General features: G+C 51.7%; 17 protein-coding genes. 5 read left to right on the top strand and 12 right to left on the bottom strand.

Annotated features, from left to right (window positions below; genetic code table 11):
• Positions 1-26 precede the first annotated feature (26 nt).
• From JNJ77_06780 to JNJ77_06740, 9 genes are all read right to left on the bottom strand, one after another.
• A complete protein-coding gene (locus JNJ77_06780) occupies positions 27-617 on the bottom strand; it encodes a hypothetical protein (protein ID MBL8822278.1) in 591 nt (196 codons plus the stop codon).
• Complete coding sequence (locus JNJ77_06775) at positions 617-1,795, bottom strand: restriction endonuclease subunit S (GenBank protein MBL8822277.1); 1,179 nt, start codon at positions 1,793-1,795, stop codon at positions 617-619. Before JNJ77_06775 ends, JNJ77_06780 begins: the two co-directional genes overlap by 1 nt.
• The gene (locus JNJ77_06770; GenBank protein MBL8822276.1) at positions 1,792-2,979 is read right to left on the bottom strand and encodes a DUF1016 family protein; all 1,188 of its coding nucleotides are present in this window, start codon (positions 2,977-2,979) and stop codon (positions 1,792-1,794) included. Before JNJ77_06770 ends, JNJ77_06775 begins: the two co-directional genes overlap by 4 nt.
• Positions 2,976-4,517 carry an SAM-dependent DNA methyltransferase gene (locus tag JNJ77_06765; protein MBL8822275.1) on the bottom strand — a complete coding sequence of 514 codons (1,542 nt, stop codon included), beginning with the start codon at positions 4,515-4,517 and terminating at the stop codon, positions 2,976-2,978. The genes JNJ77_06770 and JNJ77_06765 overlap by 4 nt, the downstream gene beginning before the upstream one ends.
• 3 nt (positions 4,518-4,520) lie before the next feature.
• Positions 4,521-5,324, bottom strand: a complete 804-nt coding sequence (locus tag JNJ77_06760) for a DUF429 domain-containing protein (protein MBL8822274.1) — start codon at positions 5,322-5,324, stop codon at positions 4,521-4,523.
• A gap of 82 nt (positions 5,325-5,406) precedes the next feature.
• Positions 5,407-5,961, bottom strand: a complete 555-nt coding sequence (locus tag JNJ77_06755) for a GIY-YIG nuclease family protein (GenBank protein MBL8822273.1) — start codon at positions 5,959-5,961, stop codon at positions 5,407-5,409.
• A gap of 8 nt (positions 5,962-5,969) precedes the next feature.
• Positions 5,970-8,339: a DEAD/DEAH box helicase family protein gene (locus JNJ77_06750; protein MBL8822272.1), complete on the bottom strand. Its 2,370-nt coding sequence runs from the start codon at positions 8,337-8,339 to the stop codon at positions 5,970-5,972.
• Positions 8,340-9,759: 1,420 nt separating this feature from the next.
• A complete protein-coding gene (locus JNJ77_06745; protein ID MBL8822271.1) occupies positions 9,760-10,611 on the bottom strand; it encodes a hypothetical protein in 852 nt (283 codons plus the stop codon).
• Positions 10,612-10,624: 13 nt separating this feature from the next.
• On the bottom strand, positions 10,625-11,344 hold the full coding sequence (locus tag JNJ77_06740; protein ID MBL8822270.1) for a hypothetical protein: 720 nt from the start codon (positions 11,342-11,344) through the stop codon (positions 10,625-10,627).
• Between the two features lie 578 nt (positions 11,345-11,922).
• On the opposite strand from JNJ77_06740, the gene JNJ77_06735 reads away from it, so the two are divergent.
• Positions 11,923-12,438 (top strand): hypothetical protein, encoded by a 516-nt coding sequence (locus JNJ77_06735; protein ID MBL8822269.1) that lies wholly within the window; start codon positions 11,923-11,925, stop codon positions 12,436-12,438.
• Positions 12,439-12,513: 75 nt separating this feature from the next.
• On the opposite strand, the gene JNJ77_06730 is transcribed toward JNJ77_06735, so the two are convergent.
• From JNJ77_06730 to JNJ77_06720, 3 genes are all read right to left on the bottom strand, one after another.
• Positions 12,514-13,980: a DUF1501 domain-containing protein gene (locus JNJ77_06730; protein MBL8822268.1), complete on the bottom strand. Its 1,467-nt coding sequence runs from the start codon at positions 13,978-13,980 to the stop codon at positions 12,514-12,516.
• 12 nt (positions 13,981-13,992) lie between these two features.
• Entirely contained in the window at positions 13,993-16,737 is a 2,745-nt protein-coding gene (locus JNJ77_06725) for a DUF1549 domain-containing protein (protein MBL8822267.1), read from the bottom strand.
• Between the two features lie 97 nt (positions 16,738-16,834).
• Complete coding sequence (locus JNJ77_06720; GenBank protein ID MBL8822266.1) at positions 16,835-18,172, bottom strand: histidinol phosphatase; 1,338 nt, start codon at positions 18,170-18,172, stop codon at positions 16,835-16,837.
• Positions 18,173-18,287: 115 nt separating this feature from the next.
• On the opposite strand from JNJ77_06720, the gene JNJ77_06715 reads away from it, so the two are divergent.
• From JNJ77_06715 to JNJ77_06700, 4 genes are all read left to right on the top strand, one after another.
• Positions 18,288-18,890 carry a thymidine kinase gene (locus tag JNJ77_06715; protein MBL8822265.1) on the top strand — a complete coding sequence of 201 codons (603 nt, stop codon included), beginning with the start codon at positions 18,288-18,290 and terminating at the stop codon, positions 18,888-18,890.
• Between the two features lie 164 nt (positions 18,891-19,054).
• A complete protein-coding gene (locus tag JNJ77_06710; protein MBL8822264.1) occupies positions 19,055-19,663 on the top strand; it encodes a sigma-70 family RNA polymerase sigma factor in 609 nt (202 codons plus the stop codon).
• Between the two features lie 18 nt (positions 19,664-19,681).
• Positions 19,682-22,873: a protein kinase gene (locus JNJ77_06705; GenBank protein MBL8822263.1), complete on the top strand. Its 3,192-nt coding sequence runs from the start codon at positions 19,682-19,684 to the stop codon at positions 22,871-22,873.
• Between the two features lie 138 nt (positions 22,874-23,011).
• Positions 23,012-25,327 (top strand): penicillin acylase family protein, encoded by a 2,316-nt coding sequence (locus tag JNJ77_06700; GenBank protein MBL8822262.1) that lies wholly within the window; start codon positions 23,012-23,014, stop codon positions 25,325-25,327.
• Positions 25,328-25,333 lie beyond the last annotated feature (6 nt).

Below are 25,333 nucleotides of genomic sequence, written 5' to 3'. Positions count from 1 at the left end.
CCCTTTCGATATCAATTTTGAGCAGGCTACTTGAGTCTTAGGGGACGATGGAGGATTTGGTATCGTTTCCGCTGCCGCTGTCGACTTTCTGTGAGGAGGCTTTGCAGGCAGCGTGAGGCTTGAGCTTCCTCGATTAGTACGCCGACGAAGTCTGACCACTCTCGCTTGCTCGGGTGCTCAGCGGGCCAGACTATCATGAAGTCGAAGTAGGTGCCGTGCCTGATAAGCCTGCCTGGAAGTGCTGTGTCGAAGTTACCGACGAGGATTCCGTATCGCAGGTAGGGATGAACGTGCTTATGTGTTGAGGCTTTCGTACTGTAGGTCAACGCATCATGGGTCGTGATCCCAGCTAGTTTTAGTTCGATGACGACTCTTGGTATCCAGTCACCTTGCTCGTTGGTGTCGTAGAGCAGAAGGTCGGTTTCGTACTTGGAGCTATAGCGTTTCTCGGTGTCATCGGCGTGGTAGCGTGAAACTTCATGAGCGTAGGTGAGCTTCTCACCAGCACAGGCTCGGAGAGTCCATTCGCCCTCGATGTTCTTGAGAAGGGCTTTGTCAAGGCGTGGCTGGAGTAGGTTGCTCCACTCTTTTTCGCTTGTCCGTTCTGTGTTCGGCATCACAGCTCTCCCCGGAAGGCACGGTCAAGGATAGCCGGGAGCATGGCGTTGAGCTCAGTTTGGATCTCTCGTTGATGGTCTTTGAGAGCATCGGATTTTGATCGGATTGTCCCTATGTGCTCTACAAACTTCCTTTGATCGACTTCGGTAGGTAAGGGAATGGTGAGGGAGTCAAGCTTTTGAAGGTTGATGTTGGGTTGCGTGGTCTGTGTAGCTTGAGAAAGGGCTTTATGCTTCTCGTACTCGACGGCCCAATAGATGTACTCACTCGTCGACACGCCTTGCTTCGGTTGAATACCAACGATGCTGTCTGGAAAGCAGGAATCGAAGTCAAGGATACCGGTGACGCCTATCGTGGCTCCTGTGATCGCGATGACTACTGTCCCTTTTGGGAACTTACGGCTGATATGGAGTCCCTGTTCGTTTAGAGTTTGGCTGAACTGACGGATGTACTGCCGTGAGGCGGATATTTCACCGATCTGAATAAACGGGATGTCGCCTCCATAGAAGCGAGGCTCATTTCGAGGTCTATGAGCGAACTTCCCTCGATTGATGGTAGCTGCATCTCGTAGAGGCACTCTCGGCCAACGCTGGTTGGCCGCTGCTTTCTCGAAAATACTATCAAGGGCAGTCTCGACTAACCACCCTGTTGCATGCGATGCTTTACACCGTAGCCCCTTCGCCTCCTCGATCTTGGTAGCCAGGGCGTCGATGCGTTCGACCAATCGGCGTTGTTCGGTTAGGGTTGGCAGTGGGATTGAGTAACTAAGCACATGACTAGGTCGAATAGCTGCGTAGTTAGTTGACCCTTGTGCCGCTACCTGTTTGTGAAAGGCAGGTGTACGAACGTAGTAGCCAAGGAAGCGTCGGTCGATCTTGTCCTCGTTGATCCCAAAGAGGAAGTAGTGGCTGCTGACGATGGCTCCCTCAAGGTCAGGTGGCACAATACCGTACCCGCCAAGTTTGGCGTCGATTTCGGCTACCAGGAACTCCTCAGCCCGGCAGACCTGCTGCTTCTTGGTCTTGATCTCAGTTCCTGCGACCTGATCACGAAGGACGACACCCTGAGCGTGAAGTTGAACACGGCATCGTTTGTAAGTTTCCAGCTCGTTGATCTGGATGAACTCCTTCCTGTGCGTGATCACTTCCCCTAGTGGCACTGTGGGCCATTGGCTCATCGCTTGCCCCCTTTCTTGCGAGGCTTGCGTGTTTGCTTCGGTTCTGCTTTCGGAGTCTCCGCCAGTTCTGCTTCGATAGCTTCGATGGTGGGCAGGCTGGAGGCTAGTTCTTTTGGCAGTGCTCGTGTCACCTGGTATTCCGAGATGCCGATGGGTTTGTTCATCCCACGAAGAGCATATTCGGCCACGACGCGGTTTCGATCCTGGCAGAGGATGAGGCCGATGCTGGGGGCGTCCTGAGCGTGGCGGAGCTTGTCGTCTACCACACTGAGGTAGAAGTTCATCTTGCCCGCGTACTCCGGCTTGAAGGCTCCCGTCTTCAGGTCGATGACGACGAAGCAACGGAGGTGCAGGTGGTAGAAGAGGAGGTCGATGTAGAAGTCATCATCGTCGCCGACGTCGATGTGGTATTGTCTGCCGACGAAGGCGAATCCCTTGCCGAGTTCGAGCAGGAACTTTTCGAGGTGGCGAAGCAGGTTGGTTTCGAGTTCCCGTTCTAGGAACGGCTCGGTGAGCGTGAGGAAGTCGAAGATGTAGGGGTCTTTGAGCGACTGGACGACCAGGTCGGACTGTGCTGGGGGCAGACGTTCAGGGAAGTTGGTGATCGCGTTACCCTGACGTTGGTGAGATTGGTTGTCGATCATCAGGCCCAGGACGTTGCGGCTCCAGCCATGGTGCAGGGTCTGCTGCATGTACCAGAGTCGGTGGTTAAGGTCTTTGACCTTGCTCAGCAATACTGTGTGGTGCCCCCAGGGGATCAGCCAGAGGAGGGATTCGGCTATGTTTGCCACAGATTGTGGCGAAATCGTGGCCTTCTGATCTTTCGCAGCAGGCAGCTGCGAAACCTGGGGCGAGGTCAGTTTCGCAACAGCCTGTTGCGAAAGTCCCTCGGGTTGGGGGTAGGCTCGGTGGAAGCGGAGCATGCTATCGATGTTCCGTTCGGAGAAGCCTTTGACTTCGGGCAGTTCATTCCGGATGTCTTTCGCAAGCCTTGGAATGACACCGGTGCCGTACCCCTCTTTTATCTGGCGATCATCCAGAATCCGACCGATGTCCCAGTAGAGGCGGACGAGCTCAGCGTTGACAGACAGCACTGCTCGTGTCTGCGAAGTCTGGATGCGAGATTTGATTTCGCCCAGGAGCTTGGCGTATTCGGCACGGGGAGTCAGCTTCGACTTGCTCATGGCTTCTTCCCCAGAAGTTCCTTGATCTCCTTCATGATCTCGGCGATGCGGAGTTCCTTCTGAAGGATGTCGTCTGCTAGTTGCTCCGGGGGCAGGTGCTCGAAGTCGTCCTTGGCATTCGGGTTCTTGATGTCGAGATTGCAGTTGTTCTCGATGATCTTGTCGACGGGTACCTTCCAGGCCTGGTCGTTCTCCTTGCGTTTGTTCCACCACTTGAGACAGTCGGCGAACTCCTCAAACTGGATGGGGGCAGTCTTAGTGTAGTTCTTCTTCCCTTCGGGGAGCGGCTGCTCGTAGTACCAGACGTGCTTGGTTGGGCCAGTGCGGTCAAAGAAGAGCAGGTTCGTGGGGATGCTAGTATAAGGGGCGAAGACGCCGTTTGGCAGACGGATGATGGTGTGCAGGTTGAACTTGGTGAGCAACTCCTGCTTGATGCGGCCACAGACACCTTCGCCGAAGAGTGTGCCGTTCGGTACGACCACTCCGGCTCGGCCCTGGGTTGGTGTGGCACGTAGTTTTCTCATGATGAGTTGGAGGAATAGCAAGGCCGTTTCTGATGTCTGCTTGTCTTCGGGGAAGTTCCCCTGGATACCCTTTTCTTCTTCGCCGCCAAAGGGTGGATTCGTCAGGATGATGTCGACCCGGTCGGAGTCCTTGATCTCGGTGAGTTTCTGGTCGAGGCTGTTGCCCCGGGTGATGTGTGGGGCTTCAAGACCGTGGAGCAGCAGGTTCATCTGGCACAGCATGTAGGGTAGCGGCTTGGCTTCACCACCGTGGATGCTCTTCTCTTGAAGTGTTCGCCGGTCTTGGACCGTCTTGCACTGCTTCTCCAGGTACTGGTAGGCTTCGACGAGAAAGCCCCCTGTTCCGCAGGCAGGATCGAGAATGGTTTCACTGAGCTTGGGTGCGGTGACCTCGATCATGAAGCGGACAACTGCCCTGGGTGTGTAGAACTCGCCAGAGTCTCCAGCGGCGTCTCGCATCTCCTTGAGCATGGACTCGTAGAGGTGGCCCAGGGTGTGGATTTCCTCGGTTGAGTCGAAGTGGATGTCGTTGATCTTGTTGACGATGTCGCGGAGCAGGTATCCCGACTCCATGCGGTTGGTGACGCCAGCGAAGACGGATGCAACTACGTCTCGCCGGTCATCGCCGTTACTGCCCTGAAGACTGCGAAGATAGGCGATCAGTCCGGTGCCTTTGGTACCGTCGGCACGGACTGCTTCCTCATTGTTGATGAAAGATCGGAGAGCGTCGCCGCTGATACCGTCTTCCTTCGCGGCCCAGTCTCTCCAGCGGTAGGGCTGTTCGATGATCGGGCGGAAGCGATCCTTCTTAGCCTTGGCTCGCTCTTCCTGGATGCTTTCCTTGTCGTCGAGGAACTTAAGGAAGAGGAGCCAGGTGAGCATCGGCAGGCGGTCGAGGTCGCCATTGAGACCCTTGTCCTTCCGCATGAGGTCGCGTGCGGACTTGACCAGGCTGCCGAGACGCTGGGCGGTTGTTAGAGGGGTGTCTGCTTTCTTTTTTTTGTTTTCAGCCATCGGTTATCCATTCCATTCGTCGGCTAGGGCCACGATCTCGGCTGGTGTGAATGAACCGGTCGTCCGTGTGTCAAGGTAGTTGGCGGGGAGCACCATCAGGCTCGTTGTTGGTTTGGATTTGCCGTGCCAGCTTATGGGCTTACCTTCAGTGTTTGTGATAACCGATAAGTCCTCGTTCCTGGCCCATGCGTGTGCGATCAAGGCCATAGATACCGCGTCGATGAAGTTGTCTGTAGGCACTCTCCCTTGTGCCTCAATTTGTTCGAGTGGTATATCGATGGCGTGTCTTCTCAGAATTGCGAGCCGTGCCAGCGTTCCCAGCAAAGTCTTCTTCGATGCCGAGGAAGGCAGTTGTTTCCCCGCAAGTGCGGCAAAGCAGAGCTCAGGATGTGACTCCAGAACTTGGCCGTGATGGTTTAGGATCTGAGTCGCCGAATAAATAGCTGGTAGAAGCCCACGGAAATGTCCGAGTCTTTGCTTCTGTTGTCCCTCGCGTCGCCGTTGCCACTCGATAAGTTCAGGTTCGTATGGGACTGCAAAGACCGAGGATCGTAGGGCAGGACCGATCCATTTTCTGGCTCCCTCGTCACAGGGGCGGAGTCTGCAGCCTTCCTCTGAGTCGGTTGGAAGTCCGATAGGTGCGTCTAGAATAATGCGAGTAGCGGACTTGATAATGGGCGAAGACTCACCTTGGGCGGGGATTCGAACGAGAGATATGTTCAGCGAGCCATTTCGCTGACTTATAGCTGCTACCGCCCATCCTTCGGAACTGCTGATCCAGTCGAGACCTAGTGAATACTCGCCCATATGCTCCTCACACACTGATGAATTATTCCAGGCTTGTTTCTTACCACTTCTGAAAGATAGGCCTTAGGCACATGTGGTGATTCTAGGGGAGTTGCAATGTCCAACCCGTTGGGATCGCCTTGGGAGGTGGAGGTGGCGTGCCAAAATCGAGTACCGGTATTTGGAGAGGCATGATGGGCATAGGTAAGTTAAACGGTCGATCTTGAGCTGCTGCTTCTTTCTCTTGTCGCTGGTAATCATCGTTGTCGGACAGATATTTGTCCATCTTCTCGGAGTATGCTGCTATTTTTTCGATGTACTCCTCGAGGGCGTCGAGACACCAATACCACTCACGGCTGTAACGGTAGCTCTTAAAGTACCTGTGGAATGCACCTTCATTTCCGTACGGAACGCCAGATACCATAGCGGCTAGACGGAGGGGAACTGGGCATCCACGTCTAATTGCACTGACTCTTTGGTCTGCATCGAAAGTAAAGGTGTCTCCCTCGATTTCCCAGTCATTAGTACCCCCAATCTTCACCAGGGAAAGGTCGTCGGAAACCAAGAAGTACGTGAACCCTCTGTTCCGTCCTGTTATGAAATAGGACATGTAGTTGGGCAGTTGTGATATGTCGAAGTTTTTCCTCATGCCTCGCATGACGTCTCCTATGCTGCGTAGAGATGTGTTTGAAGCTGACAGAACGCTTCCATGAGCTTTTCCGTGCCGCCGAACTTCCTGGCGATCTCTTTGAAGTTGCCGTGGTTGGAGATTGGAGGGACATCGAAGACTTCGGGCATCCTGAACTCTTTCGTCCCGTGTTCGGCGTACTTGTCCAGAAGGTCGTTGATGATCGTCCTGGCTTCGGGGCCATACTGGTCGAAGAAGTCCTTCTTCTCCTTGCGGAGTTTCTCGGCTCGCTGCTTGCGTGTGAGTAGTGGTGCGTTGTAGGCCAGGTGGCAGAGTAGGTCGTACGGATCGGCTTCGGGGTTGCCTGCGGTAGCGGCAAGTTCGTTGAAGTCGATCCCTTTCTCTTCGAGCATCTCGACGATGGCTGTCCGTTGCTCGAAGTCGCTCCACTTCTTGCGGAGGTCGTCGGGATCGGTGTAGAGGGTGCGGATGGTCTCGGCGGTGTACTGGGTGATCTCGACGGTGCGGAGTTTGCTGCCGTCGCTGTCCAGGTCGTAGGTGACGTGGGTGTCGATGTCGACCTTGCCACCTCGTACGTAGTACTTGCGAGGCCCATGCACTTCGTCGTCGTACTCGGGCTGACTAGGGCCATCTGCTTCTGGGTTTTCTTCCTCGGCAGTGATCTCTTTCGTTTCGACTACTTCGCCCTCGGCGTTGATCTCTTCCTCGCTGACCAGGCTGGGGTCGCCGTCGAAGTCGGGGTCGGCGAAGAGTCTGGTGGCTGAGCCAGTATAGTCGAGGATGTTGAAGAAGAGTTTGCCGTGATCGTCCCGGACGCGGGTGCCGCGACCGATGATCTGTTTGAACTCGGACATGGAGCCGATGGTGCGGACTAGGATGACATTCTGGCAGGTGGGTGCGTCGACGCCTGTGGTGAGCAGCTGAGACGTCGTGAGGATGACCGGGTAGCGTTCTTCGGGGTCTTGGAACTTGCCCAGGAAGCCCCGACCGATGTCGCCCTCGTCGGCGGTGACTCTCGCGACGTATGTTTCGCCCTTCGGCATCTTGGCGATGAGGTCGGTGTTGAGGTTGTGCAGGGCACGCCTCATCTGGTCGGCGTGATCTTGGTCGACGCAGAAAACGATGGTCTTGTTGTGCCGGTCGGTTTTCTTGAGGAAGTCGGTGATGTGCTTGGCAATGGCTTCGGTGCGGGCTTGGAGCGAGACGCCGCCGGTTCGCTCGAAGTCCTTGGTGTGGTATTCGGCATCTGGGATTTCTCTGCCGTGCGTGTCCTTCTGGCCTTTGTTGGGTCGCCAACCAGCAGCATCGACCGTGGTGAGGATACGGTGGACCCGGTACGGTGCCAGGAAACCGTCTTCGATGCCTTGCTTGAGACTGTAGGTGTAGAGCGGGTTCCCGAAATAGGTGTAGGTGTCTCGGTTGTCTTCCCTCAGCGGGGTGGCGGTCATTCCCAGTTGGTAGGCTGGCTCGAAGTGTTCCAGGATTTCCCGCCAGTTGCTCTCGTCGCGGGCACTGCCCCGGTGGCACTCGTCGATGACGATAAGGTCGAAGAAGTCGGGTGCGTACTCCTTGTAGAGACCTGGGCGTCGTTCGTCCTTGGCGATGGCCTGGTAGATGGAGAAGTACATCTCCCGGCTCTTGATCGCTTCGCCCTCAATCTTCCAGCGGGCGTCGCCGAAGGGAGCGAAGGTTTTGTCTTTTGGATCGTCGACCAGGATGTTGCGGTCGGCCAGGAACAGGATGCGTGGCTTGCGGGGTTCGCCCTTAGTGTTCCACCCTGCTGACCAGAGCTTCCAGCAGATTTGAAAGGAGACGAGCGTCTTGCCGGTGCCGGTCGCCAGGGTGAGAAGGCATCTGGGTTTCTTGTTCAGGATGGCTTCGACCGCTCTGTTGATGGCGATCTTCTGATAGTAGCGGGGTTCTTTACCAGGTTGATGGAAGAACGGAGCCAGGAAGGCGTTTGATGTTGCCTGAGAGAGGCCTTGCCCTCTTTGATAGCGTGACCAGAGTTCTTCGGGTGTGGGGTATCGGTCGACGGGTTGTTCGAGTGCGGTGAAGAAGTCGTACTCGATGATTTCGTGGCCGTTGGTGGCGTAGGCGAACTTGAGACCCAGGATGTCGGCGTAGTCCTTGGCCTGTTGGAGCCCGTCGCCTGCGGGGCGTTTGTCCGACTTGGCTTCGACCACTGCCAGGGTGATGTCACGGGAGTAGCGGAGCAGGAAGTCGGTGAACTTCTTCTTGAGCCGACGAGGCTTCCCCGCTGGCACGATGATCCTGCCGTCTGTGAATGCAGTTTGCTCGCTGTAGAAGTGCTTCCCCCCGTCCTCCCAGCCAGCGGCTTCGAGTTTGGGACGAACGAGCTTTCGGCAGGTATCGGCTTCGTTCATATTGCATAGGAATCTGGGACAGGGGTTGTTCCTCGGTAAGAGTATTGTGGATGAAGAAATCATGCGGGACAAGAAGAACCTAGGTTTTTGTTCATCTGTGGGCAGGAGGCAGGGCTTCGGACCGCTCTAACAGGGCGATGATGTACTCCCTGAAGGAGAGGCTGGAGGAAAGAGCGTTCTGCCGGGCTCGTTGCCAGACGTTCCTGGGGATTCTTTTGACGTTCAGATTGCAGGTGGGTTGATTCGTTGGTGTAGATGGTTCTTGTTCCGGGGTTGGTGTGTCCTGTTTGTCTGTGTCCATGTTCTTGTTCCTGCTGTGGTTGATGTTCTGATTGTTGGTTCTGTTGTTGATGTCTCTTTTGGAGTTTCTTCTTTTTCGTCTACGGGGTTGTGTCTACCGTTTCCCCTCCAGGACCCGGAAACTCTCCGGGTTGAGTCCTGCATGGGTCTCGCTGAGCGAGAGGTCGATCACTCACCACTCTCGTGGCAATGTGCCTTCTTAATATCCCGCTGGCAGAATCGCGGCTTGCTGGTCGCTCGACTCTACGAGTGGAGCCACGCTCTGGTTAGTTTTTTGTCCTGGAGCCGCTGGTCGTATTCGGCTCGAAGGCAGCCACAGGAACTGGTACCTCCAGATCGCAGATGTTTGCGATGGACGTCAGTCGTTTTTCCACAGTGGCACTGGCAGTGACAGAACCCTCCTTGAAGTTCTGATTTCACGGTGAGCCTGCCGAAGACTTGGCCAACTGGCGATGTTTCTTGAGGCGAATCCCGTGAGTCTGGCCACTGATTGGGCCGGACATGTTTTCCGTTGATGATCATCACACCCGTGAAATGGAGTTGCCGACTAATGGAGTCCATATGTCTGATCATTCTCTTGACACGTGTTGATGAGTAGAAGGCTTCGTTGAGCCATGACCACCATCGATGTTGTTCGCGTCGTGCTGCAGCTATGAACTCAGTTGAAGGAGTGGTTGCTGTAACCAAAGCACAAGGGTTGGCGAACCTCGTGCCTTGTTTGTGTTGTGATCGTAATAGCGGGAAGACTGCTTCGAGAGTTCGCTGAAGAGAACCTGGAGGAGTAGTGCCATCGTACCCCAGATGCTGAAGAGTGGTAAACTCAGGGTGGTTGATGTCAGGATTGGTTCTTACCACTTGAATACGCTGTGGTCTTGCTCCAGGTTCATTTTGAGTTGGTGCTGATACTGGTGCTGGGTTTGAATGCATCGGAATCTCCTAAGCAACCAAGGTGGATTTGCTTGCAGCGGATACCGAATCTGTTTCTTATGGATGGGTTTGCGATTGATTGAAGGCGTAATCTGTAGTTGACGAATAGATGGACTCTAGGCACAGGCAGGTTTTATGACGGCATCTCCAAACTGGGTCGTACGCTTGAAAATGCCGTCGGTGGCTGATATGTCTACTCACCCAGCTTTACCGTCCACTCGTTCTCGACCAGTTCTAGGGTAAGTCCAATATCAGGATCCATAGCGGCCATGGCTAGTGCGTGAAGTGCGGTGCCCGGAACACGGTTGCATTTTTCGACCACACGAAGAATGGCTTCAGGTTCCCAGGCGATGCCCCACTGATCACAGAGGTCGACGAGCCAATGTTCCATCTCTTTCGATTCGGGTAGTTCCGTCTTTAGCTTGAGGAGCCTGTTGAGGAACATGTCTTCGAGGTTCTGAGGCTTAGCGGTGGAGAAGAACCAGAGGAAGTTCTTTTCCTCGACCTCCTTGAGCAGCATCTCCTCCATCTGCTTGTGTATCAGTCGATGAACTTCGTCGAAGTAGAATACGCGTAGCCCATCGTCCCAATCTCCTGCGTCAATGAGCACTTTTCGTAGCTGATCGGGTGTCTGCAGCTTGGTGCAGTCCACCACCATCAAATGAACTGGCATATTTCCTGGGCCAATTGCCGCAGTGGCAAAGAGCCCATGTAGACCGTATTTTTCCGGTCGTTCTCTGCACGCAATACAGGTTCGCTTACAGGGTTCCATTGTTTCGTCGTTGAAATCAGAGCAGGTGAGACTGCGTACGAAGTGCTTGATTAGAGACGTCTTGCCACTCCTTGATTCACCTGTCACCAAGAAGCAGAGGCGGCTAACCTCGGGAATCTTCCCGGTCCGCCGAAACTCCTTACGTAGCTTGACGAGCAGCTTCTGTAGGTAACGTTTCAATTGACGATTGCCGATGAATTGATCCCAGCGATCAGGTAGCCATCGCAGGATATCTGGTGGAGTCTTTTTCGAGCCTTGCAGTGTCATTGTCATGGGATATGTGTCCTTAGATTGAGTCCGGATTGGATGTTTTCTGTTTGCGGAGTGCCAATTCCTGAAGACGTAGTGCTCTATCGTCCACAGGACTTAAGCCCTTGGTTTTGTTGTGGTTAGGTGCGGACGATTCAGTGGACGATTCACCACAGGTATCGTCCAATCGTGGTTGCAGTGTCACTCGTGCTCCGTTACTCCGGCGGATCGTGACCGTGATGCCAAACAGGGCTAGCGAGGGACTGATGTCCTTTAGTTTTCCGCTCAGTACATTTGCCCCGCCGGGAAATCGTGATGAGATACGTTTGAGCTGACCATGCTCGGTCGCATGGATCTTGAGGCTCCTTAGTAGTTCCGTCATGGAGTATTCGACTTCCGTCTTCCCTTCCATGAAATCCACAATCAGGGCAAGAAGAGGATCTTCGACGAGAAGTTGTAGTAAAGCTTGATCGCAAACTTTGGCGACCGGAGTTTCCATTGACTGGCCGCGTAGAACTTCCAGAATTCGGTCGACTTCTCTTTCGTGAAGTAGAAGCTGCTTCTGGCTCCATACATAGTGGCAAAGCCACCCGCGAAAGTCGCGATGGAACAAGGGGAGGTTCTGTCCAGGAAAGCTGGGATGATCGCAATACACGTAAGCCTGGTTGAGAGCGTTGCGATACACACGAATTCGTCCCTCTGCGATCTCGTGTTGAATAACGTGAAGTGCCGCCACATCCCGCTGGTCGTCGGCCATACATCACCCCTGTCTCTGAATTGGTTATGGTGTTCATGATGACGCCCTCCGCAACACTTGCTGCAGTTGTCGAAGAGCTTCATCAAGCTCGGGGATGAATAAGGGATCTAGTAGGCTGCTCTGGCCCATCAGTTGATCGAGATTAAACTGAAGTTCTCGAAGTTTGGTGGCTATGATGGGGTAGAAAGCAGGATTGGCGTGATCGTGGTGACAGTGTCGTTCCAGGATTGAAATGGTTGCGTTAGAATGACCATCCCAGTGGAGGATGACGTTTGCCAGCCTGCTGTCGATTGATGACAGGTTGAGCCAGTCAGCGTCCTGGAAATGCTGACAGTGTGCTGACAGCTTTTGCCTTAGTGTTGTAAGTTGTTGACCTGACAGTAGGTTAGCACCTGGGCTCTGCTCATTCGATTCCCGCCGCCTCCACTAAAATTGATTAAACACTTAACAACCCTTGCTTGGTGAGTGTTGTTCTTTTAATGATCCTTCGGATATGAATGGGGAGAATTAACTATTAACTCCGAGCCCTCGCCCTACTCAGTAGATGTCCGCAACATCTTCGAGTTAAGGAGCAGGTCATGAGATTGCAATTTGCGCTTGCCGTCCTAGTATTGCTGGGAACCGTTTCTACTGCCTGTGCCGCAGGTGGGCCGCCGCCGATGTATGTGGTGGTTGAGAAAGTAGTGCACGAACCGCATACTCTCAATCCGCGGTGGGTGCAAATCTGGGGTTGTATTACTCGCAGTTGCATGACTACGGACAGTGCCGGCCAGCATACCGAAAGGTATTCGCAGCCCACGTATGGCTATCTCTACCTTAGAATTGATGCCAATCACCACGAGAAGACGATGGCGGAAATTGAACAGTGGAAGCGGGCAGCAGGCACGGGCAAAGCTGTTGCTGTGGGAGCTTGTCTGGAGGCGGGGTCGTTCCTGAAGTGTACCATTCACAAGCCGAGTGAAACTGCAACTGCGCCGGATGCCAGCTATACGCCTGGGCATTTGAAAGTCTTTGGTGATTTATATGCAACCGGCGGCTTGGCTGATCGTGAAGAAGTGAAGGCGCTCTTGAAGTTTGCGAAAGAGAGGAAGTAGCGAGGCCTTAAGCTTCTCATGGTCGCATTCCCCTCCACCCCCAACCCCTCTCCCACAAAGGGGAGAGGGGAGAAACTACGCTAGAATATCTTTTATTACATGGCCGTGGACGTCGGTTAGTCGGCGTTCGATGCCGTTGTGGTAGTAGGTCAGTCGTTCGTGATCCAGGCCCAGGATATGCAGGATGGTTGCGTAGAAGTCGTAGACCGTTGTCACTTTCTCAACCGCCTTGTGGCCGAACTCATCGGTAGCGCCGTAACTCATTGCCTTCTTGACACCGGCGCCGGCGAGCCAGACGGTGAACCCGTGGGGGTTGTGATCACGGCCTTGAGCGCCTTTTTGAAACGTGGGCATGCGGCCAAATTCCGTGGACCAGATCACCAGCGAATCTTTCAATAAACCACGGGTTTTCAAATCTTTGAGAAGTGCAGCAGCGGGCTGATCGAGAATCGGGCCATGGCGGTCGTAGTCTTTTTTCAGCTGCTTGTGGCCATCCCAGTTACCTACCCCTTCGCCCATGGCATAGGCGCCGTTAAAGAGCTGAACATAGCGCACGCCACGTTCGAGAAGTCGCCGGGCCAGGATGCAGTTACGGGCAAAGCCTGCCAGCAACGGATTGCCTGAATCCACTCCATATGCCTTCTGGATCGAGGCTGGTTCAGTACCCAGATCAGCCACTTCGGGAGCACTCAGTTGCAGCCTGGCTGCCAGCTCATACGAAGCGATGCGGGCATGCAGCGCTGAATCGCCCGGACGATCTTCCGCGTGAAGCTGGTTCAACTGCTGAATCAGCCCACGGGTGGCCAAATCGTTTTGTTTGCTGATGCTCTCGGGCGGGAACAGATGGGGAATCGCCTGGCTGGTATTGAAAGCTGTGCCTTGAAAGACGGCTGGCAGGAACCCCTGGCTCCAGTTTGCTGGGCCAACTTGTGGAATGCCGCGCGGATCAGGGATGGCGACAAAGGCAGGCAGGTTCTGATTTTCGGTTCCCAGAGCATAGGTAACCCAGGAGCCTGCACTAGGGAATCCTTCCAGAGTGAAACCCGTGTTCGCGAAACTCTCTCCAGGCCCATGGGTGTTGCTCTTGCTCGTCATCGAGTGAATGAAGCACATCTCATCGACCAGTTCACCCAACTGTGGAAACAGATCGGAAGTGTATTTGCCTGACTGCCCTCGTTGCCGAAACGTGTAGGGACTTTTGCTGACTGCTCCATTCTCCCCCTGAAAGGTGACGAGCTTGTCTGTGCCGGGCATGGGCTTGCCATCGTATTTCACGAGTGCAGGCTTGTAATCCCAGGAATCGAGATGGCTGCAGGCGCCGGAACAGAAGATATGCAGGATGCGTTTGGCACGGGGCGCGAAATGTGGCTGCCGGGCTGATTGTGGGTGCTGGGAATCAATCACAGGGCGGATGGGACTTTTCTGATCATCCGCATGGGCACGCTTGAGTAGATCGAACAATGCAACACCAGCCAGGCCGTGACTGAAGCTGCCCAGAAAAAGGCGGCGATGGATGAATTGTCGAGTATCCGGAAAGATCATACATTCGCCCAATCAATCGATGTAGATAAATTCGTTGCTGTTTAAAAGCGCCCGGCAAAATGCTTCCAGGCCATGCTCATGAATGATCGCCAGACAGATTGCTTCTTCTTTCGGCGTAGGCAGTCTGCCCAAAGCTAGGCGGAATGCGAGTTTCATCTGGGCTTCGGATTGCATTCCTGCCTTCTTTTTCAACCGCCCCGCCAAGATACTGCTTTGCTGGATCATGAATGGACTGTTCAGCAGATTCAAGGCCTGCAGTGCAGTTGTAGAACTGTTGCGTTTCGGCATGGTCAAAGTGCCATCGGGGCAATCGAACGAACCGAAAGTTGAATCCTGCTGAGTGCGCGGTTTGAATTGATAAACCATGCGGCGGTATGCGTTGGCTGGCAGCATCTTCTGCTGTTCAAAGACGACAACATAGTTGGAGTATTTCCACAAATCGTAGCCTGGCCCACCCATGGTTAGATCGAGGTTCCCACTGACTGAGAGGATGGTATCCCGGATGGCTTCCGCTTCCAATCGCCGCCGGGGTGCTTTCCAGAGCAGGCGATTATCTGCATCAATGGAACTGTTCCGGGCTACAGCAGCTTGATCGGGTTGGCTAGACTGGCGATAGGTTGCGGAGAGCACAATCATTCGATGCAGCGGCTTGAGCCTGCCTTGATTTTCATGAAATTGATAGGCCAGCCAATCGAGAAGTTCCGGATGCGATGGCTTACCGCCATTGAATCCAAAGTCGCTGGGGGTGTTGACGATGCCAGTGCCGAAATGATAGTGCCAGACTCGATTGACCATCACGCGGGCAGGCAATGGGTTTCTTCGGTCTGCAATCCAGTTCGCCAGTGCCAGTCTGCGTTGCTGATCGGTGGCATTCTTCTGTATCGAGATAGGAATACCCAAAGCTTCGATGCTGGAGGGAGGCACTTCCTCCTGTTTCATCATGGGATCGCCCCGTTTCAGCAGGTGAACAGGCTCAGCCTTTTTAAATACGCCGCAATAGACCTGTAACTGGCTTTCCATGTCGCGTATTTTCGTGTTGAGACTGGCTAACTTTGCTTCGTGAGATTTCATTTCATATGACTGCTGCTGCTGATCTTTGGCAACAGGCCGTTTCATGCGATCAGCCTCAGTACAGAGTAGTTTCCAGTTGCTACCATCCAGGGAAGATTCCAATTGGTATTTGACTGCCAGCCTGTCCTGGAACTGATTGTTCCGGTCGCGGCCCCAAACAATACGGTCAATCACCACGGGAGTTGGCCATTCAATCTGCAGCCAGCCTTTGCCCGGTTCATTGGAAATCCAGCTTTTGCTATTGCCGGGAAGGCCATCGTTCAGATGGACAATGCGATGGATGTCGGAGTTGGGATATTCGGATGAAGCGGTGGGCTTGGCTCGCATGGAGACATGAGCCACATTGATATCACCAGCATAAATTTCGAATTCATCAATGCAGGGTTCATCATTGATTTTTGTCTTGTTGATAGTCATCCGTACAAAGCGGGCTTGAACAGCATCGAACACTTCGGTATTCAGCACACTGTTGGGTGGGCCTGAGTTGCTGACCAGCTTTTTGTATTCCATCAGATGCTGATTCAGCGACTTTCGCTCAGTCATCAGTTTATCGAGTTGCAGTTTGACGGCGGGGTTGGCCACATCGCGTGCGCCATGTTGAACGCCAGCAAAAAATGACTGCATGCTGTAATATTCTTTCTGCGAAATGGGATCAAACTTATGATCATGGCAGCGGGCACAATTGAGCGTAAGGCCCAAAAAGGCTGAGCCAGTTGTTGAAACCATATCGTAGAGATCATCCTGCCTTTGTTGCGCCATGCCTTCTGGAGTTTGATTGCCGACTACATCATGTGTACCACCCACCAGAAAGCCGGTGGCGACCTCGTTGGCAAGATCGCCCGCTGCGACCACATCTCCAGCGAGTTGCTCCTGAACAAAACGGTCAAAAGGTTTGTCTTCGTTCAACGCTCGAATGACCCAATCGCGATATGGCCAGGCATTTCGCCTCAACTCATTAGTTTCGTAGCCGTGGCTTTCAGCAAAGCGAACGACATCCAGCCAGTGCCTTCCCCAACGTTCGCCGTATCTGGGTGAAGCGAGTAAGCGATCCACCAGTGTTTCATAGGCTTGGTCAGATGTATCGCGAACGAAGGCATCGATTTCCGAAGGCGTGGGTGGTAATCCGGTTATATCAAATGTTACTCTGCGAATGTATGTCCTGCGATCAGCTTCTGCTGAGGGTGATAACCCCCGACTTTCCAATTGATGCAAAATGAAATGATCTATTTCGTTTCTGATCCATGCCTGCTGTTTAACTGTGGGAAGAGATACTTTGTTGATGGGTTGGAGCGACCACCAATCTTTGCCAGCACGAAGCGAAACGGTCGGCTTACTAGCAACTTGCAGTGCAGGTCCGCGCCATGGTGAACCTTTTTCCAGCCAGTTTTTCAGAATGCGTAGTTCATTGTCGGATAACTGTTCTTTGGGCGGCATTCGCTTTTGCTCGACCATTTCCCATAGCAAGCCGGGCTGTTCGCGAGATTCAGAAACAACTTTGCCGCTGCTGCCACCCTGTTGTAACCCTTTTTCGGTGCTGAGATCGAGATCACCTTTGGGATGCTCTCCGCTATGGCAGCGAATGCACCTGGCCTTCAATATCGGAGCGACTTCGCTCTCAAAAGAAACGCTTTGAGCAAACGACTGGCTCAGAAACAGCAAATGCAGGCACAAGGCTACTGTTCGCATAACTTCTTCAAAAGGCGGGGAACAGGCAGACTGCCATTGTGATGGATGCCTGCTTTCAGGTCAAGCAGTTTTGAAGGCTTGCAATGCAGACTGTGGATTATTTCACATAGATGGGGTTCGAATATATCCACGGCCTGTATTCGTCATCGAGCTTCAGCCAGGCTTCCAGACGGTAAACACCCGGCTGGTCGATCGGGATGCTGATTTGAACCTTGCCTTCCACTTTCTGCAGTTCTTTTCCATTGCGAATGATTCTAACTAATGCTTGTGCAGGCAATTCAGCCACCAGCCGTTTGCCAGGCGTATATTTAGTTTCATCACCCATGATGGCTTGCATTTCCCCTTTACCGTTTTGCAGGGTGAATTGAAAACCAGTTGTATCGCACATCCAATCGTGTGAGACATAGACATGCCCAGCTTTCAATGCCTTTCTTAATGTTGTTTCATCGAGAGAGGGGGCAAGTATGTGCGTTGCACTATTTTTGAATGAACGGTGATAGGGATCGAGATCGATCTTTGCTACAATGTCGCCAGGTTTCTTTCCTGCCATCATGCTTTTCAGTCCGGGCCGCAGTTCGACACTGATCTTTCGCATATCCTTGTCCAGATCGACATTGGTGCCCAGGAGTACCGTCTTCTCATCCAGTATTTTGACGAGCATAATCTGATTATGATGACAATCATTGGCAGCAACACCAGTCAATCGCTTCGACAATGTTTCCGCATCCCATTTTTTGAGATACACATCTGGATAATCGCATTGAAATGCAAACAACTCATCGGGATAAAGTTCCAGAGCCTTTTCCAGTTCCTGCAGTGATTGAGGATCGGTCAGTTTCAATGCAACACTCAGGAGTGATGCCATATCCCGCTTGGCATCCCAGTGGCGATTGTAAATCTCCAGACCAGTTAAACCAGCCATCGAATGTTCAGGCCGTTCTTCGATATGCGACAGGAAGATCAGTCCATCTTCCGTGTTGATAACGGTTTCAACCAGTTCAGCAGCTTTTAAGTCCATACGGGGCAAGATCGATTTCGATGGATAAAGGAGAAAGCCTCGCGCTTCCGAACCCGGAACAAACAACACTCCATCCTTCATACCCCGCCATCTGCCATCGATAAAATCTCTGGGTGGTCGAAAATGATCAGACAGGAAGATGGCATGGATGCCAGCTTTTTTGGCTTCCTGCAACATTTCAGGCAGAGTGCCGCCAGTGTGGGTTGAATCTTCTGCATGTGCGTGGAATATGCACTTATAGTCGTTGAAACCTTTGATCGGAGGAATCACTCTGCGTTTCTGCTTGAAGGCAGTCACACTTTCATGTACTGCTGTAAGTCGTTCCAACTTCAATCGTTCAACATTGGAGTACTTGCGAGAAGGGGGTTCTGCATTCGTGCTGCCAATAAGAATACAACAGATTGAAAGGATGAGCATGATTCTCATTGCACGAAACGGTCCATCAAGGGCAGGGATGCAGAACATTAATTCCCGAATAGAATTCTCACCGCAAGATTAAGATACAATTCCTTCACCGGAGTACCCAGCAGAAATGGCAAAGCTTTATTTTTACTATTCAACTATGAATGCAGGTAAATCCACTTCGTTGCTTCAAGCCAGCCACAATTATCGTGAGCGGGGAATGAAAACTTTGCTGTTTACTGCCAAAATAGATAACCGAGCTGGTGGTCGAATTGCTTCACGTATTGGCTTTGGAGCGGATGCATTGCATTTTGATGCTGAAACGAGCTTTCTCGATCTATGCAACGGGAAGAAGGTGGACTGTGTTCTGGTCGATGAAGCCCAGTTTCTCACACAGTACCAGGTAAAGCAGCTCGCACAATTGGTAGATGAATTCAACCTGCCTGTCATGTGTTATGGTCTACGAACCGATTTTCAGGGCGAGTTGTTTCCCGGCAGTGCTGCACTTCTTGCCTGGTCCGACACTTTGGTGGAGTTAAAAACCATCTGTTGTTGTGGTAAAAAGGCGACCATGGTGGTCAGAGTACGGGCAGATGGAAATGTAGAAAGGGATGGTGCTCAGATAGAAATTGGCGGAAATGAGCGATACATCTCACTGTGTAGAAAACACTTTTCAGAATCCATGAAAACTGGCATTTGTATCGGGGTGAACAGCACACCAGTTGCAGGCTGAATTCCCTGGCAGTGATAAAATGTAGATGCCCAGAGGTGTCAAGAGAAGAAAGTGCGATGAAAAAGCTGTCCCAACGAATTCAACCAAGCTAATAGCGTCCGGGGACAAAATGTGTTAATAATTGAATTTTCGTGGCCTATATTGGTAAAAACGGTGCTTAGAGTATGAGTGATTCCAGTGAAAAGCTCACCAACTGGTTGAACCATGCCAGGGCAGGGGAAGAAGCTGCACTGGGTGAGGCACTCGAAGCCTGTCGAGCTTATCTGCTGCACGTTGCAGAACGCGAGTTGGATGCAGGCCTCCGAGCCAAAGGCGGTGCATCTGACCTGGTGCAGCAGACTTTTCTGGAAGCCCAACAGGATTTTTCCAGGTTTTCCGGAACAACCGAGGCTGAGTTACTTGCATGGCTTCGGAGAATGTTACTCAATAACGTAGCCAACTTCAGGAGGCAATGGGTACACACAGCCAAACGATCCACACAGCGGGAAGTCTCCATTCATCCTGCCGATTCTTTTGCGCAGGAACGATCCTGGCTGGATGATGGGAGCAGCAGCCCCAGCAAGCAGATGATGGCAGGGGAACAGGAGGAAGCGCTCTATGCTGCCATGGAACGATTGCCTGAAGACTATGCCCAGGTCCTGCGTCTGCGGTACATTGAAGGATTATCGTTCGACGATGTTGGCCTGAAAATGAATCGCACCGCCAATGCCGTGCGCAAACTGTGGGCCAGAGCGATTGAGAAACTGCAGGAAGAAATGGAGCTACCACCGTAAAACTCCGGGAATGCCCCGATGGATGAACAACAACTCGAACAGTTAGCTCAATGGGAAGAACAGCTTGCGCGGGGTGAAGGTGTTCCTCAATCATCAGAACTCCAGCCCAGGCTAGTCAAGCAACTGGCCTGCTTGAAAATGCTGGATGGGCTGCGCAAACGCAACCATGATACTCCTGCTTCCAAACTGACCAGAATAGCCCCCCTCCCTACCAATACAGTCAAATACCAGTTGCCTTGTCGCTTCGGCAAATTCGACTTGATCCGCGAATTGGGACGTGGTGGCTTCGGAGTGGTATTTCTGGCACGTGATCGAGTACTCGATAATCTTGTCGCGTTGAAAATGCCACATTCCCATGTACTGACAAACGATGAACTACGAGAGAGATTTCTTCGCGAAGCCCGCGTGGCTGCAGGCTTACAATATCCACATATTGTAACTGTGCATGAGGCAGGAGAAGTTGGACCAGTAAACTACATTGTTTACGCTTATTGTCCTGGTATTACGCTCAATGAGTGGTTACGGACACAGAAAGACCAGGCACCTATTTCCACGATTGTGGAATGGGTTGCCTGCCTGGCGGAGGCAGTCGCTTACGCACATCAGCAAGGAGTATTGCATCGCGATCTCAAGCCTTCCAATATACTGTTGCATGATAACAGTCAGCAGAACGGAAGCATTGCGGTTTTCGCAACGTGTACTCAAACGATCACTCCTAAAATCACTGACTTTGGCCTCGCTAAACTTGCACGAGAGAAAACCAATACTGCAACCGGGGCGATTCTTGGCACCCCGGCCTACATGGCACCTGAACAGACATCAGGCAAGAACACCGTAGGCCCATCTGTAGACATCCATGCCCTTGGCGTCATTCTTTATGAACTACTGGCAGGGCATCCACCCTATCGTGGTGAAACAGATATCGATACTTTGCAACTGGTAGCTCACCAGGAACCGTTACCACTGCGAAAGATTCGTCCCAAGCTGCCTCTGGACCTCGAAACCATCTGCATGAAATGCCTTCAGAAAGATCCAGCCTTGCGATATGCGGGAACCAGGGAACTAGCTGAAGATCTCAGACGCTTTCTCAAGCATGAACCCATTCATGCCCGCCCAGTATCATGGATTGAGCGAAGTTGGCGTTCTATTAAACGTCATCCGGTCGTATCGGGGCTGGCGGCAGCACTGCTGATTGCTATTACATTGGGTCTGAGTGGTATTCTCTATCAAAACCATCATCGTGCGGTGCAGGCTGATGCAACTCTTTCCTGGCTGAACAAATATCACGAACTGTTGCGGAATGACGTTCAACTGGCACAGGAGATGATAAATGATGTCCGAACTGAGAAACAAGGCAGAGAGAAACTGATACATGCCTTGAATTATTATGATGCATTGCTGCGCGATCCGCAGATCGCACCAGCATTGCAACTGGAAGCTGCACGATTGGCATGCCAGGCCGGCCATATCCATTTCAGTCTGGGCCAGTACAAGCAGGCTATTTCCAGGTTTCAGCAATCTATTTCGTTATACGAGAGCAACCAGACCAGACAGAATACGCCTGTGCACATCACTCTCGAATACGCTGCAGTATATGGCAAACTGGCTCAAGTCTATCGAAACATGGAAAAATGGGATCTATCAGAATTGATCTATCGGCAGGCGATACGGGTTGCCAACCAGGTACTGACAACACAGCCAGATCATATCGAAGCCATGGCATTTATCTGCAATGCACTAACTTACAATGGACTTAATCTCCGCGCCCAGCAGCGCAAGGATGAGGCTGAGCGTGACTATCAGTTTGCCATTAATATTATTGAGAAAGCTTTGCGGATACAACCGGAAAACAGTCTGCTGCTCATGGAGCAGGCACTGATTCTGGATGATTACGGCGATTTCCTGATGAAATCCAACCGTATCGAGGAGGCACGCCAATTCATTACGCAAGCACTGGAATTGCGAAAACAGCTTTATCAGCGTCCCGACAAGCTACTCAAGTTGCCCGAAGCACTGGCCCGCAGTTACTGGCGAATGGGTGTGCTCTCTGCAAGAACCAATGATATTGTTGAAGCTGAAAAATACTATCGCATTTCTATTGAAATGAATGACAAGCTGCGCCAGGACAATCCGGGGATTGCTGGTTATACGCACAATGCTGCGGCTGACCGCTATGTTCTCGGCTCTCTACTGGAAGCACATCAATATTTTGAACCGGCGGAACTCCTCTACCGGGAAGCACTGCAAATTCGGAAACACTGTGCCTCTGAATTTCCCAATCATGAAGTGAATTATTATGATTATGCACTCCTCCATTTCAAACTTGCCGGACTACTCCGTAAATGCAAGCGGTACGCTGAAGCAGACAAACAATATGAAGAAGGTTTGTTGCTGAACGAAAAGCTGATTGCACAACAGCCAGCAAAAGCAAAAAATCAGGAATTGTATTCTTCACAGCTGTATCAATTAGCCCGGCAATATGAGCAGGATAAATTGCTCGAAAAGGCATTCGATGCTCATCAACGCTTGCTCAAGGCTCGTGAACAACTGGTACGAGATTTCCCCGGAGTGATTTCGTATCAACGGGATCTAGCTGCGAGTTTCAACAAGCTGGCAGTGATGCAGCAGCAGAAATCGCTCTGGTCTGCCTCCATTCATTCCACCCATTCTGCAATTTCAATCAGAAATGAAATTTTAAACCATCAAGAATGCACCACAAGAGACAGATTATTTCTTATCCAGGATCAATTACTTCTTGGCAACTTACTCAGGCAAACTCATCAACTGGATGATGGCAGGCAACAGCTCATTCGTGCAGCTTCCATGTTGCAAAAGGTTCAGCAGGAGGCCATGACGGATACTGCAACAAAGTTACACTATGCACATCTGCTTTCTGAATGCGGAAAGTGCCTGCTCGAGGTTGAGAGTAAACTGTCACGGGAACTGTTTGCTAATGCATTAAATCATTATCAGTCAATCTTTGCCCAAAAGCCTGACAAAGCCAACCGAATATATCTTGCCAGAATCCATCATCATTTGGGGGATGCTTATTGGCATGAACGACACGATATCGGTTTGACTTTGCATCACTACCTAATCAGCCACCTGCTGTCTCCTTCGGCCAGTCCATTAACTGTTGACACTACACCCCTGATTCGCTGGTGTTATCTGCGATGGCGGTCAGCAACGAAAACAACAAGCAAAAATTGAATACATTCTACCGACCTACAAACTTTAGATTGCGTAGTATTTTCATCATTAGTATCGAGTAAAGACTGGAACTTGAAGTGGAATAAAGTTATATTCGCTGTGTCTCATTAATATCGATGAAGTATCTGGAGCTCGTTTATGAAACGAACGTTTTCCCTTACTCTGCTTGGAATGACCATCGCAGTGCTAGGCCTGTCTTTGCAGGAGACAAGTAAGGCCTATGCAGACAAGTCAGCCGACAAAAGCGCTGAGAGCCGATGGGCCAAGCTCGCATCACAGGTTACCATAGCCCGTGACGCATATGGTGTACCGCATGTTAACGGCAAGACAGATGCTGCTACGGTCTTTGGTTTCGTCTATGCCCAGGCTGAAGATTACTTCTGGCAAATTGAAGATAATTATCTCCGTGCCCTGGGAAGAGCATCGGAAGTCTATGGCGAAAAATCATTGCCTGATGACTTACTCAATCGTGCACTGGAACTGACTACCATTTCCAAAAAGGAATATGAACTTTCTTCTCCCAAAACGAAAGAAATGATTCAGGCATCGGCAGACGGTCTGAATTATTTCCTGGCAACGCATCCGAATGTCAAACCCCGGGTGATTACACAATTCGAACCCTGGCATGCTCTTGCCTTCCGACGATTCGCACTCTACCAACTGTTCATTTACAACAAATCCGGTTTGCGGTCAGTTGACGTGCTCCAGGCACTCAAGTCGTTCCAACCGGCGAAAGCATCCAACCTGGAATTGAAACCGGAAGTGATGGCTGCCATTGAAGCGGAGCAAAGCGAGGCTGCCTTGCATGCAACGCATGTTGGTTCGAATATGTGGGCCATCAGGCCGGAAAAGTCCGAAACGGGAAAACCGATGCTGTTCATCAACCCGCATCAACCCTTTTTTGGCGCCGGACAATGGTACGAAGGGCATTTGATGAGCGATGAAGGCTGGAATCTTCTTGGCGCATGCTTCTTTGGTTCCCCTTGCCCCACTATTGGGTACAACGGCCATATTGCCTGGAGTCACACGGTCAACGATCCAGATATTGTTGATCTGTATCAAATAACTTTGAAGCCCGATCAGCCTGATCATTACCAGTATGGTGATGGAAGCAAACCCATCCAGTTCTGGGAAGACACTGTATCGGTCAAGACAGGAACGGGCGTGACACAACAGAAGTTCCGCTTTGCCAAGACACATCACGGTCCGATTGTTGCCAGCAAGAACAACAAACTGCTGGCGGTGCGATTGGCGAAATTCGAAAGCAGTGGCGGGCTGGAAGAATGGTATAACATGGGCAAAGCCAAAAGTGTTGCCGAATTCAAGGAGGCCATGAAGCCTTGCGAAATCCCCATGTTCAATGCCATGGTGGCCGATAATGCCGGAAATATCTTTTATGTTTACAACGGAGCTATCCCCAAACGCTCTTTGAAGTTTGATTGGAGCAAACCCGTTGATGGATCTAACCCGGAAACGGAATGGCAAGGCTATCATGCCTTTGAAGAGTTGCCTCAACTGGAAAATCCCAAATGTGGCTTCCTGCAGAACTGTAATCAACAGCCTTTGACAACGACTCCCATTGCCAGTGAATTAGCAGCGGGAGAAGTTGATGAAAACCCCAAGAGCAATCAGTTCCCGCCATACATGATTCGCGAACGTGATCGCGACAATGGTCGGGCACGTATTTCCCGACGCATTCTCAAGAGCACGAATAAATTTGATTTTGAGTCATGGGCTAAAGCTGGTTTCAATACGAAAGTCATTGAAGCAGAAACACGAGTGCCTGAGGTCATCAAGGAATGGGAAACTCTGTTGAAAAATGAGCCTGAACGCGCTAACAAGCTGAAAGACGCCATTGATCAGCTCAAACAATGGAATTTCACCAGCACAATTGATTCCGTGCCCATGACGCTCTTTGCTTTGACTTATCAACGTGCCATGCAGATGGTACAAAAGGGAGACATGCTGAACTCTCCCCGTATCCGTGCTTTGGAATCAACGATCAGTGAACTGACCAGGAATTTCGGCACCTGGAAAGTTGCCTGGGGGGAAATCAATCGCCTGCAACGTATTCATGGCTCAGAAATCGATGGGCAGGGTAAAGGAGCTTTTCGTGACGATAAACCCAGCTTGCCAGTTGCTGGATCTCCGGGCACCTTCGGCATCGTCTTTAACTTCTATGCCTTACCGCAAGAAGGACAAAAACGGAATTATGGCGTAGCGGGACATTCCTATGTCAGCGTGGTTGAATTGAGTGAAGCGCCCAAAGCCCGAACGGTTTTGCAATTTGGTCAATCTGGAGATCCTGAATCGCCTCACTGGTTTGATCAAGCTCCACTTTACGCCAGGGGCGAATTCAAGCATTCCTGCTATTCTCATCAGGACATAGCCCATCATTGCAAAAGGCCTTATCATCCTGGTGGCGTTTCCGAGCAGAATGGCCAGGGTAAGTAGATTGCA

It is taken from the genome of Planctomycetia bacterium, assembly GCA_016795155.1.
Classification (GTDB): Bacteria; Planctomycetota; Planctomycetia; order Gemmatales; family HRBIN36; genus JAEUIE01.
This window is presented reverse-complemented; position numbering and strand designations above follow the sequence as displayed.